Origin of the sequence: Actinomadura sp. NEAU-AAG7, assembly GCF_018603865.1 — a bacterium.
GTDB lineage: Bacteria > Actinomycetota > Actinomycetes > Streptosporangiales > Streptosporangiaceae > Spirillospora > Spirillospora litoris.
Genome location: NZ_JAHFZY010000009.1, coordinates 184257 through 199115, shown reverse-complemented (window position 1 = coordinate 199115; position 14859 = coordinate 184257). Strand labels below are relative to the sequence as shown.

Here is a 14859-nt window from a genome sequence, read left to right as displayed (position 1 = left end):
CGCCTGAACACTTACTGAACGCTGTGGCTCGCGGCGGTGACCCTGGGTGAGGCGGCCGGACGCAGCAGCACCGGATACAGCAGGGCGGCGGCGACGTGCAGCGCGGCGATCGCCAGCAGCAGCGCGGCGGCGGGAAGCCCCGCCGCGGCGCCCGTGAGCGCCGCCCCGGCCGCCGCGGCGGTGATCTTCAGACCGGCCCCGATGGTGAAGACCTGCGGGCGCGTCCCGGGCGGCGCGTGGTCGGCGCGGAGGCGGAGCGTGGCCGTCAGCAGGGGGCCGTCCATCAGCCCGGCTGTGACGAACGCCACAGTGACGAGGGTGAAGGACGGGGCGAGCGCCGCCGCCGCCAGCACCGCCCCGGTCGCCAGGAGGCTGAGGCCCGCCGTCCGCTCGGCCGACAGCCGCGTGCCGCGGCGGGCGACCGCGAGGGACCCGGCGAGGGCGCCCACGGCGAACGCGGTCATCAGGACGCCGCCGCCCTCCTCGTGCCCCCTGGCGCGGGCGAGGAGCGCGGCGGTGGTGGTGAGCCCGCCGACCCCGACGAACGCCAGGCAGGTGACCATGGTGATCGCGCGCAGCTCCCGCGTCCGCCACACCGCCGCGAGCCCCGAGGTGAGGTCGGCGCGCAGCCCCGCCGCCCGCTCCGGCGGATCGGTGGCGCGGCCCGCCGCGACGAGCGGCACCGCCGCGGTCAGCGCCGCCGCGACGGCCGGGGCGCAGGCGAGCACCAGCGAGGCCGCCCCGGCGGAGACGGCCCCGGTGAGCACCCCGGCCACGGCGGGCCCGGCGACGGAGGCGGCGTTGTAGGACGCGGCGTCCAGCGCGTAGGCGCGGGTCCGCCCGGGGCCCTCCGGGGCGAGCCCGGCGACCAGGCTGGACAGGCCGCCCGACACCACCGGCCCGCACGCGCCCCCGGCGGCGGCCGCCACCAGCACGAGCGCCACCGGCGCCCGGCCGAGCAGCACCGCCACCGCCGCGAGCGAGGCCGCGTAGCCGCAGAGCGCCGCCGAGTAGAAGGCCCGGGGCCGCCGCACCCGCGCCGCGAGCCCGCCCGTCAGCGGCGCGGCCAGCACGTGCGGGGCCATCCAGGCGGTCAGCGCGAACGCGCCCGAGGCTGGGGAGCCGGTCCGCTCGGCGGCCAGGAGCACCACGGTCACCGCCATGCCCTCCTCCGCGAGCCGGGCGAGGAAGGCCACGGCGAGATAGGCACGCAGCACACGGACCTCCTTGTAACGGCTTATAATGAAAAGACGTTACAGGATGGAGGGGGACGCATGGGCGACGGCGGACGGGGCTTCCGGCCGGTGGAGCGGCTCGTCGAACTGGCGAACGCGGTCCGCGAGGATCCGGCGCTCCCGGCGGAGGCGATCGCGGGGATGCTCGTCCGGCACGGAGAGTCGCCCGAGGACGTGACCGGCGCGGCCTTCACCGCCGGCGACGCCCGCGACCTGCGGGCCGCCGTCGTCCGGCTGACCGGCGTCCTCACCGAGACCGACCCCGACCGGGCCGCCGAGGCGGTCAACGACCTGCTCACCGAGTGCGGGGCGCGGCCGCGCCTGTCCCGCCACGACGGGCACCCGTGGCACCTGCACGTCGACCGGGGCGACGACGCGTCCTGGGCCGACTGGCTCCTCGCCTCCAGCGCCCTCGCCCTCGCGCAGCTGTTCAGCGAGGCCGGGCGGCCCGCCTGGGGCGAGTGCGCCGCGTCCGGATGCTCGCGGGTCTTCGCCGGGACCGGCACCGGCGCCGCGCGCCGCCACTGCTCCCCGGCCTGCGCGTCACGCGAGCGCGTCGCCGCCCACCGCAGGCGGCGCGGCGCCCGCTAGGCGGAGGCCCGGACGCCGACCCCGCAGTACAGCAGCGCCGGGCGCGACGGCGGGGGGACCACGCTCGCCGGCCGCGCGGGCGCCGGACGCGCCGGCGGAGCCGGATCGGGAGACCAGCGCGTGAGCGGCACGACGCCGGGCGCGAGCGGGGTGAACGGGCCGAACAGCCGCTCGACCTCGGCGGCGCCGCGCGGCACGAACGGCACCCCGCTCGCCTCCCGGTACAGCCGCGTCGCCTCCGCCGCCTCGGGCGCGAAGTCGGCGGTCGCGTGCGCCACGACCAGCGCGCTGCCCGGCGCGACCGCCTCGCCCAGCGCCGCGACGGGCCCGTGCGGGTCGTCCAGGAAATGCAGGACCGACGACAGCACCAGCGCCACCGGCTCGCGCGGGTCGATCAGCCGCCGCCACTCCGGGCTGCCGAGGATCGCGGCGGGGTCGCGCAGGTCGGCGCGCAGCGCGGCGATGTTGCCGTCCTCGATCAGCAGCGCGCGGGCGTGCGCGATGACCAACGGGTCGTCATCGACGTAGACCACGCGGGAGCCCCAGGTGTGCCGGGCGGCCATCTGGTGCAGGTTGTCGGCGGTCGGCAGCCCGCAGCCGAGGTCGACGAACTGCCTGATGCCGCGCCCGGCGAGCGCCCGGACGGCGCGGGCGACGAACGCGCGGCCCTGCCGGGCGGACTCGGCGGCCTGCGGCAGCACCCGCAGGATCCGGTGCGCGAGGTCGCGGTCGGCGGCGTAGTTGTCCTTGCCGCCGAGGAAGTAGTCGTGGACGCGGGAGATGCCCGGCCGGTGCAGGGCGAGCGTCTCCCTGGGCTCCGCCTCGGGCGCGACCCGCAGGGCGCGGACGCCGAGGGCGGGAACGCTCACGCGAGCCTCGCGGGGTGCCGCTGTGTCGTCATCGCTCGTCACCTGTCGCCTTCGCCGGACGGGAGCATGCGGGGCTCGTCTCCGACGTTAGGCGGCCATGGTCATGGCGCGCCACGCACGGCCGATCGGATGACCGAAAGCCGTCCGGTATCTGGCCGCATCGGGCCAGCGGCGTTTCGGCCACGGACGCGGCGGACGGCGGTTCACCGCAACGCGCAGCAGGAACGCGGCACTGGGACCCGCCATCGCGAGCCCGAAGCCGCTCCGGGCGGACGCCTCCTCCGATTGACCGATTCCGGCCATGACAGCGACTTAACCCGGGACGGTCGCCGCGTGTCGGATCAGCCGGTCTCCCCGCGCTCCCCGGCCGTCCCGCGCTCCCCAGGGGGCTCGGGGTCCCGCCACATGAGCCACACCGGCGGGCAGCCCTTCCCCGGCAGCGCGAGCTCCCGCGTCACCCGGAATCCGAAGCGTTCGTAGTACGGAACGTTCCGTTCCTTGGAGGATTCCAGGTAGGCGGGGACCCCGGACGCGTCGCAGCGGTCCAGCCGCGACCGCAGCAGCGCGCCGCCGAGGCCGAGGCCCTGCGCCGGCGGGTCCGTGCCGAGGACCGCCAGGTACCAGTGCGGCTCCCGGGGGTGGTGCTCCTCGATCGCGCCGAGGGTCCGCAGCGCGATGGGCAGCCGCGTCCCGAAGACGCCCAGCAGCTGTCCGAGCAGCGAGAGCTGCCGCCCCGCCGACACCTTCCAGTGGTCCGGCGGGTCCCAGAACGCGGCGGCCTCCACCGCCCCGTCCCGCCCGGCGGCCTCGCTGGCGGCGTGCGGCAGGTGGACGTGCCGCAGCGCGACGCCGAACAGCCGGCCGAGCCTGCGCACCCGGGACGCCTCGTCCGGGAGCAGCCAGCCCCAGACCGGGTCGTCGTCGAACGCCCGTCCGAGCACGGCGGAGACGGCCGCCACGTCGGCGGCCGCCGCCACGCGGACCGTCGGGGACGGCTGGGATTGCGACGGCGTCATAGGGGGCCTCCTCGGGGAACGCGGTGATCCTCACCGCGCCGCCGTCCCGCCGTCAAGGACGCCGTGTCCCTCCCCGTCCGGGACCGGATCCGCCCGGGGGCGGCCCCGGGATCACTCGGGGATCAGCCGCGCGTGGACGGCGCGCCGCTCCGCCCGCGCGCGCCCCAGCTCCTCCAGCACGAGCGACGCGCCGACGCCGAGGAGCCAGCTGTCCTTGAGCAGCGGGATGCCCTGCTGCGTGGGGCGCACCCCGCCCTCCTCGCGCATCCCCGGCAGCCGCAGGTACAGCCCGGTGAGGCCGCCCGCGAACGCGGTGAGCGCGGCGCCCGCCAGCAGCGACGGCACGAAGGGGGTCATGAGCGCGGCGCCGAGCGCCACCTCGGCGGTGCCGAGCCGCCGGGTGAACTCCCGGGGGTCCTGCGACTCCAGGAACGGGTAGGCGGTCGTCGCCATGCCGTGCGTGCCCTCGGCCACCTCGTCCACGCCCTTGAGCTTCGAGACGCCCGAGTTCAGGACGAAGGCGCCCACGATGAGGCGGACGGGCATCTGGTGCGTGCGGGCTGAGAAGCGCATCGTTCCCCACATGGATCGGACGGGCCGGGCGACACCGATCATTCCCGCGCCACGTCCCTTACACGCGATGCCCCGGTCAAGACTCGGCATCCGCCTCACCACGGCCGACGCCGCGGCGACCGTGCCCGCTACCCCGGCGGGAGCAGGCGCGGGGGCCGCGGTGCTCCCGCCGGGGCAGCGCCGAAGCCTCCGGCCGCCCGACGACGCCGCCCCGACCCGCCCCCCATGATCGGCGCGACCGATCTGGAACCGGAAGCCGGGAGTGGCGAAGATGTCCGTCCTTCAGCGGGAGGCGCCCGCCGCCGCGGGCCGGTGGCGGCCCCGCCCATCCGTCCGCAAGTCGATCCTGCTCGTGCACGTCGCCGCCTCCGTCGCGCTGCTGGGCGAGGTGTGGGGCCTGGTCGTGCTGAACCTCACCGCCACGCTGACCGGCGACCTCGGCCTCGCGGGCGCCGCCTACCGGCTCATGGGCACGCTGGTCTTCGCCGGGGGCATCCCGCTCAGCCTCACCGCGCTGGCCAGCGGCGTCGCGCTCGGCCTCGGCAGCCACTGGGGCCTCGCCCGGCACACCTGGGTGTTCGCCAAGCTGCTCCTGCTGCTCGGCGTGATCCTCTGCGGGATGCTGCTGTTCACGCCCGAGGCGATGGCGGAGGCGATGAGGGCGTCGACACGCGGCGGCGCCCGTCCGGAAGGTCGCCAGTGGGGTCAGGTCGCGGTCGTCTCGGCGCAGCTCGCGATGCTGCTCACCGCCACCGGGCTGTCGGTGTTCCGGCCGCGCGGGCGTCTGCGCTGGACCCGCCGCCGGTCATGACCCTCCGCTCCCGCCCGCCGAGACGGCCTGGAGCGCCTCCACGCACGCCTCCACCGCTGGGCCCGCCCCGCCCGTCCGCCACACCGCGTACACGCGCTGGCGGATCGGCGGGCGGGTCGGCAGGAGCACGACCCCGTCGGGCACCGGGTCGCGGCCGAGGCGGGGGACCAGCGCGGCGGCGAGCCCGGCCGAGACGAACGCGAGCTGGGCCCGGTAGTCGGCGACGTTGCACGCGATGTCGGGCTCCACGCCCTGCTCGCGCAGCGTCTGGACGAGCTGCCGCTCGCAGGTGGTCCCCGCGGTCCAGGCCGCCCAGGGCAGGCCGAGCGGCTCGTCCAGCCCGGCCGAGCGGCGCCGCGCGAGCGGATGGCCGGCGGGCAGCGCCAGGTCGACCAGGTCCGCCGACAGCGGGACGCGCGACACCGACGCGGGCATCGGCGTCGGCGCGGTGTCCCAGCTCTCGACCACCGCGATGTCGAGATCGCCCCGTTCGAGCGCCGGGAAGACGCTGTCCGCCTCGCCCTGGCGCAGCGTCGGGGACAGCGCCGGGTGCCGCTCGGCCAGCACGGCGAGCGCGTCCGGCAGGACGGTGCGCGCCACCGCGATGATCGCGCCGATCCGGACCGGGCCCGCCGCCGCCTCGCGCAGCCCGTCCAGCTCCGCCCGCGCGGCCGACAGCTGCGCCAGCACCCGCCCGGCGTGCCCGGCGAGGACGTGCCCGGCGCGCGTGAGCCGCACCCCCCGCCCGTGCGGTTCGAGCAGCCGGTGCCCGGTCTCCCGCTCCAGCTTCGCGAGCTGCTGCGACACCCCGGACGGGGTCACGTGCAGCGCCTCGGCCGCGCCCGCGACCGAGCCGTGCACCGACACCGCGTGCAGGGCCCTGAGCCGGTCGAGGTTCACCGCCGCCTCCTTCCCGCCATGATGATCACAGTAGTACTACTACCGAATTCTATTGAAGAACATTCGCTTGTGCTAACGGGTTGGAGGGCGGCAGCGTGGACGGGTGCGAACCATCGACCCCCGACTGCTCCTGGCCGCCGGCGCCGCGTTCATCTCGGTGTCGGCGATCCTCGTCGCGCTCTCCGGCGTCTCGGCGGGCACGGCGGCGCTCTTCCGCTGCGCGCTCGCGCTGCCGGTGCTGGCCCCGCTCGCGCTGCGGGAGCGGCGCCGCGCGGGCCCGCGCCGCCGCCGGGGCGTGGACGCGGCGGCCGGGCTGCTGCTCGGCGCCGACCTCGTGCTGTGGGGCGCCGCCATCGGGGAGGTCGGCGCGGGCGTCGCGACCGTCCTGGTCAGCGTCCAGGTCGTGGTGGTGCCGCTGCTCGCCTTGGCTGTGCACGGGGAGCGCCCCACGCGCGCGTTCGCGGCGGCGGTCCCGGTCATGCTGGGCGGTGTGGCGCTGGCGGGCGGGCTCGCCGACACCGGGCCGCAGGCCGCCGGGGCCGTGCGGGGCGTCCTGTACGGGACGGCCGCCGGCATCACCTACGCCGGCTACCTGTTCCTCACCCGGTTCGCCGGGCGCGGACAGCCGCACCGGGCCACGCCGGTGCTGCTGGCGACGGCCGGGGCGGGGGCCGCGTCCGCCGCGCTCGGGATCCCCTGGCAGGGCGTCGACCCCGCCCCCGGCTGGGCGGCGCTCGGCTGGCTCGCCGCACTGGCGATGACGGGCCAGGTGTGCGGCTGGATGCTGATCGGCGCCGGGCTGCCCCGGGTCCGCGCCGAGACCGGCGGCACGCTCCTGCTGCTGCAACCGGTGCTCGCCGTCGTGTTCGGGGCCGTGGTGCTCGCCGAGCGGCCCTCGTGGGCGCGGATCGCGGGCTGCGTGCTCGTGGTGTCGGCCGTGCGACTGGCGGCGGGCCGGCCTTCGGCCAGGGGCTCCGCGCCGGACGAGGTCAGAGCCGCATGTAGACCCGGATCGCGGTCCCGCCCGGACCGGTGTGCACCCGGACGAGATCGGCGAGATGGTTCACCAGCAGGATCCCGCGCCCGCCGTGGGGGCTCATGTGCGCCGGACGGCGTCCCGCGAGCGGGTCGGTGATCGTCCCGGCGTCCCGGACCTCGCACACGAGGAGCCCGTCCTCGGCCCAGATCCGCACCGTCCCCGACCCGCCGCCGTGCACGCAGGAGTTGGAGGCCAACTCGTTGACGGCGATCTCCAGGTCGTCCACCGCGCGGGGCGCGAGGCCGAGCCGGGCCGCCCACCCGCACGCGAAGTCGCGGACGCGGAGCAGCCCGCCCAGGTCGAAGTCCATCCGGTACGCCACCGGCGGCTCGGGCAGCGGCCGGTTGTAGTCGCTGATCACCCGGTGCGGCGCGTAGTCGCCGCTCGCGCTCTCGCCGTCGCGGTCGATGACGACCGGGTGGGTGGCGCGGGCGTCGGCGAGCACGAGCGGGGCGAGCCCGGCGACGTCGTAGGGGCACAGGATCGCGACGTCCCGCCCCTCGAACGCCAGGTTGATCAGCGCCTCGTGCTGGGCGCACGCCGGGTACTCGGTGTCGGAGCGGCCGGGCCAGATCGGCTCGCCGATGATCCGGACGCGGCGCGCGGCGTGCCGGTCGGCGAACTCCCGCAGGACGCCCGGGATGATCCGGCCGGGGTTGCGGCCCGCCTCGGACATGTCCAGCCACGTCACCTCGGCGGCGGCCGCGCCGAGCGCGTCGCGCAGCGTCTCCAGGCGGGGCCCCGGCACCGCGACGGCGACCGGCTCGCCCGCCTCCCGGCCGGCGCGGATGAACGGCACGGTGCCCGCGAGGTACTCCTCCTCGCCGTGGTAGAAGAGCGCGGGATGCGCGAACGGACCCCCGGGCGGGGAGCCCGGGTGCGCGCACGGGACCCTCATCGCACCTTCACTCCGTTCGTACCACTGCGACCTGCTTCCGTCGAGGGTACGCGGTGGCGCGCGTCCAGCGCACGCGCGTTCCCCGGCCCGCGGGGGCGGCGGGGCGCTCAGGCCGGGGCGGGGGAGTCCTCGCGCAGGAGGCAGGAGTCCACGACGTCGGTGAGGCGGCCCCGCCTGCGGTAGGCGGCGCGCTGCCGCTCCGCGCCCGTCCCGCCGGTCATCAGCCGCCGCACGCCCGCCGTCACGCGGTCGAGGTCGCCGGTGGCGGCGAGCGCGGGCCGGACGTGCGCCAGCAGGTCCCCGGCCAGCCGCCGGAACGCCACGGGACGGCCGGTGAGCACGTCCAGGCCCGTCCCGGACAGGCCGTCGCGCGCCGCCAGCCAGTACGCCGCGCGCAGCATCTCCTGGGCGGCCGCGGGCGCCCGCCCGCCCGCCTCCACCGCCTCGGCCGACACCTGCACCAGCGCCCGGGTGAGCGCGGCGAACACGGTCGCGGCGGCGGCGGTCGGGGCGACGTCGGCCAGCCGGACCTCCAGGGTCGGCAGCCGCGCGGACGGCCGGACGTCCCAGAAGATCGTCCCGGTGTCCATCAGCGCGCCGCAGCCGAGCAGCGTCCCGACGAGCTCCTCGTAGTGGGCGTGGGACTCGAAGAACGGCGGCGGCCCCGCCACCGGCCAGCGCGCCCACGTCATCACCCGCCAGCAGGCGTGGCCGGTGTCGCGGCCCGCCCAGTACGGCGAGTTGGCCGCGAGCGCCACCAGCGTCGGCAGCCAGGGCCGCAGGTGGTTGCTGACCTGGACGGCGCGCTCCCGGTCGGGCATCTCGACGTGGACGTGGCACGAGCAGATGCACTGCTCGTCGTCCAGGCCCCGGTACGTCGCGAGGCTCTCGGCGTACCGGGCGCCCGCCGTGATGGGCGCGGGGACGAGGTCGCCGAGCACCGGCGTCCCGGACGCGGCGAGCCGCACCCCCTCGGCCGCGGCGGCCCCGGCCATCGCCGCCCGCATCGACCTGACCTGCTCCTCCAGCTTGGCGAGGTCGTCGCAGGGGGACGTCTTGGCCTCGGCGAGGAAGTCGACCAGCTCCGTGGACACCCGCTCGCCCAGCGCCGGCCGGGCGCCGCGCACCACGGCGGCGGCGCGGGGGACGACCTCGCGCGATCCGGGATCGACGACGAAGTACTCCTCCTCGATGCCGATTCGCAGGGCCATCCCACCACCTCGGAGTCGGGGAGAGACGCACGCGGGCACCTCGCCCTCGACCGTACGTGACCCTCGCCGGGAAAGCACCCGCCGGGGCTGCCGCGCGAGTTGACGAAACGCGCCGCCGGAGGCGGCGTCCCGCGGCGGACCGCGCAGGTGGGTCAGGTGAAGAAGTACATCGACAGGGCGATGAGGTGGGTGACGATCACCACGCCGAAACCGAAGAAGAACAGCATCTTGGCCGGGCCGTGGGGGAAGACGGTGCCGGGCTTGAGCGGCCCCCGCTCGCGCTGGCGCGCCGCGATCCGCTCCTCGATCGGGGGCCGGCCGAACACCGCTACTGCCGGGGGTCGTCGACGACGACGTCGGTCATGATGTCGACGGCGAGCGCGAGGATCCCGCCGAGCACGGCGACCGCGGCGCCGGCGCCGAACACGACCCAGTTCGGGCCCATGACGACGCCCAGTCCGCCGACGGCGAAACCGGCGAAGATGATGGCCACGGCGATCCAGGACTTCGGGCGTCCGGCGTGGCTGCCACTCGACATGCGTTCGTCTTCCCTCTTCACGGTTCCGGCGGGGCTGTGAGCGGAACTCTAGCAACGCCCGTCCCCGCAGGGCCCGGCGGGGTGCCCGCACCCGCGCTCAGCGCGGCTTTAGAAGCTCGCCTACGATCCAGGACATGACGGTGCCGCCTGAGGAACTGGAACTGGCCGCCGCCTTCCCCCCGGCCGAGCGCGACCGGTGGCGGGAGATGGTGCGGGGGGTGCTGCGCAAGGCCGGCGCGGCGACCGAGGACACCCCCCTGGAGGAGATCGAGGGCCTGCTGGCCCGCCGGACCTACGACGGGGTGCCGATCCCGGCGCTGTCCACCCGCGCCGACGCCCCGCCCGGACGCCCCGGGCTGGTGCCGTACGCCGGCCGGGCGCGGGCGGGCGGCGAGGGGCTCGCGGGATGGGACGTCCGGCAGCGCCACGCGGGCGCCGACCCGGCGGCCGTCCGGGAGGCGGTTCTGGCCGACCTGGAGAACGGCGTCACGTCCGTCTGGCTGGAGGTCGGCGGCGCGGGGCTCGCGCCGTCCGCGCTGCCGGAGGCGCTGCGCGGCGTCCTGCTGGACCTGGCGCCCGTCGTCCTGGACGCGGCGGACCGGACGGGCGAGGCCGCCGAGGTGTTCCTCGCGCTGGCGGCCGGCACCGGGACCGCAGTGTCGGGCAACCTCGGCGCCGACCCGCTCGGGCTCCGGGCGCGCACCGGTGCCGCGGGCTCCCTGGACGAGGCGGCGGAGCTGGCCGCGCGGTGCGTCCGCGACTTCCCGGGGCTGCGGGCGATCACGGTGGACGGCACCGTCCACCACGACGCGGGCGGCGGCGACGCCGACGAGCTGGGCGCGGCGGTCGCCGCCGGGGTCGCCTACCTGCGGGCCCTCACCGGCTCCGGGCTCGGCGTGGACGCGGCGTTCGGGCAGATCGAGTTCCGGCTCGCGGTGAACGCCGACCAGTTCTCCTCGATCGCCAAGATCCGCGCGCTGCGGCGGCTGTGGGCGCGGGTCGCCGAGGTCAGCGGCGCCTCCGAGGGCACGGCGGCGCGCGTCCACGCGGTGACGTCGGCGGCGATGATGACGCGCCGCGACCCGTGGGTGAACATGCTCCGCACCACCGTCGCGGCGTTCGCGGCGGGGGTCGGCGGCGCCGACGCGGTCACCGTCCGCCCGTTCGACGCCCGGCTCGGGCTCCCCGACGACTTCGCCCGCCGCATCGCCCGCAACACCCACACCCTGCTGCTGGAGGAGGCGAGCCTCGACCGCGTCGCCGACCCGGCGGGCGGCTCCTGGTACGTCGAGCGCCTCACCGAGGACACGGCCCGCGCCGCCTGGACGTGGTTCACCGGGATCGAGCGGGCCGGAGGCTTCGCCGCCGCCCTGGAGTCGGGCCTGATCGCGGACCGCCTCGCCGCGACCTGGGCGCGCCGCCGCGCCGGCATCGCCCGCCGCGAGGCCCCCCTCACCGGGGTCAGCGAGTTCCCGAACCTCGCCGAGACGCTGCCGGAGCGGGAGCCGGCGCCGCCGCGTCCGGGGGGCGGGCTGCCCGCCGTCACCTACGCCCAGGACTTCGAGGCCCTCCGGGACCGCTCCGACGCCCACGCCGCGGCGACCGGCGCGCGGCCCCGCGTCTTCCTCGCCGTGCTCGGGCCCGTCGCCGTCCACACGGCCCGCGCGTCCTTCGCCGCCAACCTCTTCCAGGCGGGCGGGATCGAGACGGTGACCGGAGCGCCCGGCGAGTTCGCCGCGTCCGGCGCCGCCGTCGCGTGCCTGTGCTCCAGCGACCGCGTCTACGGGGAGGAGGCCGCCGCCGCGGCCCGCGTCCTGCGGGACGGCGGTGCGGTGAAGGTGTGGGTCGCGGGTAAGGGAACCTATGAGGGGGTCGACGCGAACGTGTTCGCGGGCTGCGACGCGGTCGAGGTGCTGGAGACCACCCTCCACGATCTGGGAGTGAACCGATGATCCCCGACTTCGCCGACATCGACCTCGGCGCCGCGCCCCCCGCCGACGAGGCCGCCAAGCGCTGGCGCGGGGCCGTCGCGGAGGCCACCGGCCGCGAGCCCGAGGCGCTGACCTGGGACACCCCCGAGGGCATCGGCGTCCGCCCCCTCTACACCGCCGACGACCTCGCGGGCCTCGACTTCCTCGACACCTACCCGGGCATCGCCCCGTACCTGCGCGGCCCCTACCCCGCCATGTACGCCACGCAGCCGTGGACGATCCGCCAGTACGCGGGCTTCTCCACCGCCGAGGAGTCCAACGCCTTCTACCGGCGCAACCTCGCCGCCGGGCAGAAGGGCCTGTCGGTCGCCTTCGACCTGGCCACCCACCGCGGCTACGACTCCGACCACCCGCGCGTGGCGGGCGACGTCGGCATGGCCGGGGTCGCCATCGACTCGATCTACGACATGCGGCAGCTCTTCGACGGCATCCCGCTGGACCGGATGAGCGTGTCGATGACCATGAACGGGGCCGTCCTGCCCGTCCTGGCCCTCTACATCGCGGCCGCGCGGGAGCAGGGCGTCGAGCCGGAGGCCCTCGCCGGGACCATCCAGAACGACATCCTCAAGGAGTTCATGGTCCGCAACACCTACATCTACCCCCCGGCGCCGTCGATGCGGATCATCTCCGACATCTTCGCGTTCACCTCGCGGCGGATGCCGAAGTACAACTCGATCTCGATCTCCGGCTACCACATCCAGGAGGCCGGGGCCACCGCCGACCTGGAGCTGGCCTACACCCTCGCCGACGGCGTCGAGTACATCCGCGCCGGACGCGAGGCTGGCCTGGACATCGACGCGTTCGCGCCGCGCCTGTCGTTCTTCTGGGCGATCGGGATGAACTTCTTCATGGAGGTCGCCAAGCTCCGCGCCGCCCGGCTGCTGTGGGCGCGGCTGGTGAAGGGCTTCGACCCGGCCAACCCCAAGTCGCTGTCGCTGCGGACGCACTGCCAGACCTCCGGCTGGTCGCTCACCGCGCAGGACGTCTTCAACAACGTCGCCCGCACCTGCGTCGAGGCCATGGCCGCCACCCAGGGGCACACCCAGTCGCTGCACACCAACGCGCTGGACGAGGCGCTCGCGCTGCCCACCGACTTCTCCGCCCGCATCGCCCGCAACACCCAGCTGCTCCTCCAGCAGGAGTCGGGGACGACCCGCGCCATCGACCCGTGGGGCGGCAGCGCCTACGTCGAGCGCCTCACCTACGACCTCGCCCGGCGCGCCTGGGGCCACATCACCGAGGTCGAGCGGGCCGGGGGGATGGCACGCGCCATCGACGAGGGCCTGCCGAAGCTGCGCATCGAGGAGGCCGCCGCGCGCACCCAGGCGCGCATCGACTCCGGCCGCCAGCCCGTCGTCGGCGTCAACAAGTACCGCCCGGACGCCGAGCAGCACATCGAGGTCCTCAAGGTCGACAACGCCGCCGTCCGCGCCCAGCAGATCGACAAGCTCCGGCGGCTGCGCGAGGAGCGCGACGGGGAGGCCGCCGAGGCCGCGCTGGCCGCGCTGACCCGCGCGGCGGGGGCCGCCGCCGACGGCACCCGCGCGCCCGGCCTGGAGCAGAACCTGCTCACCCTCGCCATCGAGGCCGCCCGCGCCAAGGCCACCGTCGGGGAGATCTCCGACGCGCTGGAGCGGGCGTACGGGCGGCACGCCGCGCAGATCCGTACGATCTCCGGTGTGTACCGGGACGAGGCGGGCGGGGCGAGCGACATCGAGCGGGCCCGCGCCGCGGCCGCCGCGTTCGAGGAGGCCGAGGGGCGCCGCCCCCGCATCCTCGTCGCCAAGATGGGCCAGGACGGCCACGACCGGGGCCAGAAGGTGATCGCGACCGGCTTCGCCGACCTCGGCTTCGACGTCGACGTGGGCCCGCTGTTCCAGACCCCCGCCGAGGTCGCCCGGCAGGCCGTCGAGGCCGACGTGCACGTCGTCGGCGTCAACTCGCTCGCGGCGGGGCACCTCACGCTGGTCCCCGCGCTGCGCGAGGAGCTGGCCGCGCTGGGCCGCGAGGACATCGTGATCGTCGTCGGCGGCGTCATCCCGCCCCAGGACTTCGACGAGCTGCGCGCCGCCGGAGCCTCGGCGATCTTCCCGCCCGGCACCGTGCTGGCGGACGCGGCGACCGGCCTGCTGGAGGAGCTGGCCGCCGGGCTCGGGCACGCGCCCCGGTGAGACCGGGGCTGGAGGACTACGCCGCCGGGGTGGCGGACGGGTCGCGGGCGTGGATCGCGCGGGCGATCACGCTGGTGGAGTCCACCCGTCCGAGCGACCGGGAGCTGGCGCAGCGGCTGCTGGCCGAGCTGTCCCCGCGCGCCGGGGGAGCGCGCCGCGTCGGGATCACGGGCGTCCCCGGCGTCGGCAAGTCCACGTTCATCGACGCGCTCGGCACCGCCCTCACCGGGCGCGGGCACCGGGTCGCGGTGCTCGCCGTCGACCCGTCCTCGACCCGGACGGGCGGCAGCATCCTCGGCGACAAGACCCGCATGCAGCGCCTTTCGGCCGACCCGAACGCCTTCATCCGCCCCTCGCCGACCGCCGGGACCCTCGGCGGCGTCGCCCGGGCCACCCGCGAGGCGATGGTCGTCATGGAGGCCGCCGGATACGACGTCGTCCTGGTCGAGACGGTCGGCGTCGGGCAGTCCGAGACGACCGTCGCCGAGATGGTCGACTCGTTCCTGTTCCTCACCCTCGCCCGCACCGGCGACCAGCTCCAGGGCATCAAGAAGGGCGTGCTGGAGCTGGCGGACGTCATCGCGGTGAACAAGGCCGACGGCGACCACAGGCTGGAGGCCGAGCGCGCCGCCCGGGAGCTGGCGGGCGCCCTGCGCCTGCTCCGCAGCGACGAGCGCCGGGCACCGCCCGTCCTGACGTGCAGCGCCAAGGAGGGCACCGGCCTGGACGAGGTGTGGGGCAGGCTCGTCGCGCACCAGGACCGGCTCCGCGAGTCCGGCGAGCTGGAGGAGCGCCGCCGCCGCCAGCAGGTCGGGTGGACGTGGGCGATGGTCCGCGAGCGGCTCCTGGCGGACCTGCGCGCGCACCCGTCGGTCCGGGAGCTGGCCCCCGACCTGGAACGGCGCGTCGCCGACGGCACGCTGCCGCCCGCGCTGGCCGCCGAGCGCATCCTGGACGCGTTCTCGCGGGGGTGCTGAACGGGGTTACCGTCGTCCGAAACCCCCGGTTGTGCCGGG

General features: G+C 76.4%; 14 protein-coding genes and 1 pseudogene. 6 read left to right on the top strand and 9 right to left on the bottom strand.

Annotated features, from left to right (window positions below):
- Positions 1 to 11: 11 nt before the first annotated feature.
- On the bottom strand, positions 12 to 1217 hold the full coding sequence (locus KLI87_RS34705; protein ID WP_214620410.1) for an MFS transporter: 1206 nt from the start codon (positions 1215 to 1217) through the stop codon (positions 12 to 14).
- 57 nt (positions 1218 to 1274) lie between these two features.
- On the opposite strand from KLI87_RS34705, the gene KLI87_RS34700 reads away from it, so the two are divergent.
- On the top strand, positions 1275 to 1826 hold the full coding sequence (locus tag KLI87_RS34700) for a CGNR zinc finger domain-containing protein (protein ID WP_214620409.1): 552 nt from the start codon (positions 1275 to 1277) through the stop codon (positions 1824 to 1826).
- Here KLI87_RS34700 and KLI87_RS34695 read toward each other — a convergent pair.
- The 3 genes from KLI87_RS34695 to KLI87_RS34685 form a co-directional block, all read right to left on the bottom strand.
- On the bottom strand, positions 1823 to 2695 hold the full coding sequence (locus KLI87_RS34695; protein ID WP_214620408.1) for an SAM-dependent methyltransferase: 873 nt from the start codon (positions 2693 to 2695) through the stop codon (positions 1823 to 1825). The two genes, KLI87_RS34700 and KLI87_RS34695, sit on opposite strands and share 4 nt — an antisense overlap.
- Positions 2696 to 3036: 341 nt before the next feature.
- Entirely contained in the window at positions 3037 to 3711 is a 675-nt protein-coding gene (locus KLI87_RS34690) for a GNAT family N-acetyltransferase (RefSeq protein WP_156220518.1), read from the bottom strand.
- A 111-nt stretch (positions 3712 to 3822) separates the two neighbouring features.
- Complete coding sequence (locus KLI87_RS34685; protein WP_156220519.1) at positions 3823 to 4284, bottom strand: hypothetical protein; 462 nt, start codon at positions 4282 to 4284, stop codon at positions 3823 to 3825.
- Positions 4285 to 4555: 271 nt separating this feature from the next.
- Here KLI87_RS34685 and KLI87_RS34680 point away from each other — a divergent pair, with 271 nt between their 5' ends.
- On the top strand, positions 4556 to 5095 hold the full coding sequence (locus tag KLI87_RS34680) for a hypothetical protein (RefSeq protein ID WP_214620407.1): 540 nt from the start codon (positions 4556 to 4558) through the stop codon (positions 5093 to 5095).
- Here KLI87_RS34680 and KLI87_RS34675 read toward each other — a convergent pair.
- Positions 5090 to 5995 (bottom strand): LysR family transcriptional regulator, encoded by a 906-nt coding sequence (locus KLI87_RS34675; RefSeq protein ID WP_214620406.1) that lies wholly within the window; start codon positions 5993 to 5995, stop codon positions 5090 to 5092. The two genes, KLI87_RS34680 and KLI87_RS34675, sit on opposite strands and share 6 nt — an antisense overlap.
- A 103-nt stretch (positions 5996 to 6098) precedes the next feature.
- Between KLI87_RS34675 and KLI87_RS34670 the strand changes: the two genes are divergently transcribed.
- Positions 6099 to 7130 (top strand): DMT family transporter, encoded by a 1032-nt coding sequence (locus tag KLI87_RS34670; RefSeq protein WP_374225496.1) that lies wholly within the window; start codon positions 6099 to 6101, stop codon positions 7128 to 7130.
- Here the strand turns inward: KLI87_RS34670 and KLI87_RS34665 are convergent.
- The 4 genes and pseudogenes from KLI87_RS34665 to KLI87_RS34650 form a co-directional block, all read right to left on the bottom strand.
- Positions 7051 to 7932 (bottom strand): annotated as a pseudogene (locus KLI87_RS34665) (anti-sigma factor RsbA family regulatory protein); the annotation flags it as partial. The gene KLI87_RS34670 and the pseudogene KLI87_RS34665 overlap by 80 nt on opposite strands.
- Before the next feature lie 107 nt (positions 7933 to 8039).
- Complete coding sequence (locus tag KLI87_RS34660) at positions 8040 to 9143, bottom strand: glutamate--cysteine ligase (RefSeq protein WP_156220522.1); 1104 nt, start codon at positions 9141 to 9143, stop codon at positions 8040 to 8042.
- Between the two features lie 152 nt (positions 9144 to 9295).
- Positions 9296 to 9469 carry a hypothetical protein gene (locus KLI87_RS34655; RefSeq protein ID WP_156220523.1) on the bottom strand — a complete coding sequence of 58 codons (174 nt, stop codon included), beginning with the start codon at positions 9467 to 9469 and terminating at the stop codon, positions 9296 to 9298.
- A 2-nt stretch (positions 9470 to 9471) separates the two neighbouring features.
- Positions 9472 to 9681, bottom strand: a complete 210-nt coding sequence (locus KLI87_RS34650) for an HGxxPAAW family protein (RefSeq protein WP_156220524.1) — start codon at positions 9679 to 9681, stop codon at positions 9472 to 9474.
- Between the two features lie 134 nt (positions 9682 to 9815).
- Between KLI87_RS34650 and KLI87_RS34645 the strand changes: the two genes are divergently transcribed.
- Genes KLI87_RS34645 through meaB form a run of 3 tightly spaced genes read left to right on the top strand, consistent with a single transcriptional unit; the run spans position 9816 to position 14820 of the window.
- Positions 9816 to 11633 carry a methylmalonyl-CoA mutase subunit beta gene (locus KLI87_RS34645; protein WP_214620404.1) on the top strand — a complete coding sequence of 606 codons (1818 nt, stop codon included), beginning with the start codon at positions 9816 to 9818 and terminating at the stop codon, positions 11631 to 11633.
- Positions 11630 to 13843, top strand: a complete 2214-nt coding sequence (gene scpA / locus KLI87_RS34640; protein WP_214620403.1) for a methylmalonyl-CoA mutase — start codon at positions 11630 to 11632, stop codon at positions 13841 to 13843. The genes KLI87_RS34645 and scpA overlap by 4 nt, the downstream gene beginning before the upstream one ends.
- A complete protein-coding gene (gene meaB, locus KLI87_RS34635) occupies positions 13840 to 14820 on the top strand; it encodes a methylmalonyl Co-A mutase-associated GTPase MeaB (protein WP_214620402.1) in 981 nt (326 codons plus the stop codon). The genes scpA and meaB overlap by 4 nt, the downstream gene beginning before the upstream one ends.
- Positions 14821 to 14859 lie beyond the last annotated feature (39 nt).

Excerpts from the sequence above, each read along its gene's own strand:
- KLI87_RS34645 (WP_214620404.1), top strand. The coding sequence starts at position 9,816 with ATGACGGTGCCGCCTGAGGAACTGGAACTGGCCGCCGCCTTCCCCCCG.
- KLI87_RS34680 (WP_214620407.1), top strand. The coding sequence starts at position 4,556 with ATGTCCGTCCTTCAGCGGGAGGCGCCCGCCGCCGCGGGCCGGTGGCGG.
- KLI87_RS34700 (WP_214620409.1), top strand. The coding sequence starts at position 1,275 with ATGGGCGACGGCGGACGGGGCTTCCGGCCGGTGGAGCGGCTCGTCGAA.
- KLI87_RS34685 (WP_156220519.1), bottom strand. The coding sequence starts at position 4,284 with ATGCGCTTCTCAGCCCGCACGCACCAGATGCCCGTCCGCCTCATCGTG.
- scpA (WP_214620403.1), top strand. The coding sequence starts at position 11,630 with ATGATCCCCGACTTCGCCGACATCGACCTCGGCGCCGCGCCCCCCGCC.
- KLI87_RS34650 (WP_156220524.1), bottom strand. The coding sequence starts at position 9,681 with ATGTCGAGTGGCAGCCACGCCGGACGCCCGAAGTCCTGGATCGCCGTG.
- KLI87_RS34690 (WP_156220518.1), bottom strand. The coding sequence starts at position 3,711 with ATGACGCCGTCGCAATCCCAGCCGTCCCCGACGGTCCGCGTGGCGGCG.
- KLI87_RS34660 (WP_156220522.1), bottom strand. The coding sequence starts at position 9,143 with ATGGCCCTGCGAATCGGCATCGAGGAGGAGTACTTCGTCGTCGATCCC.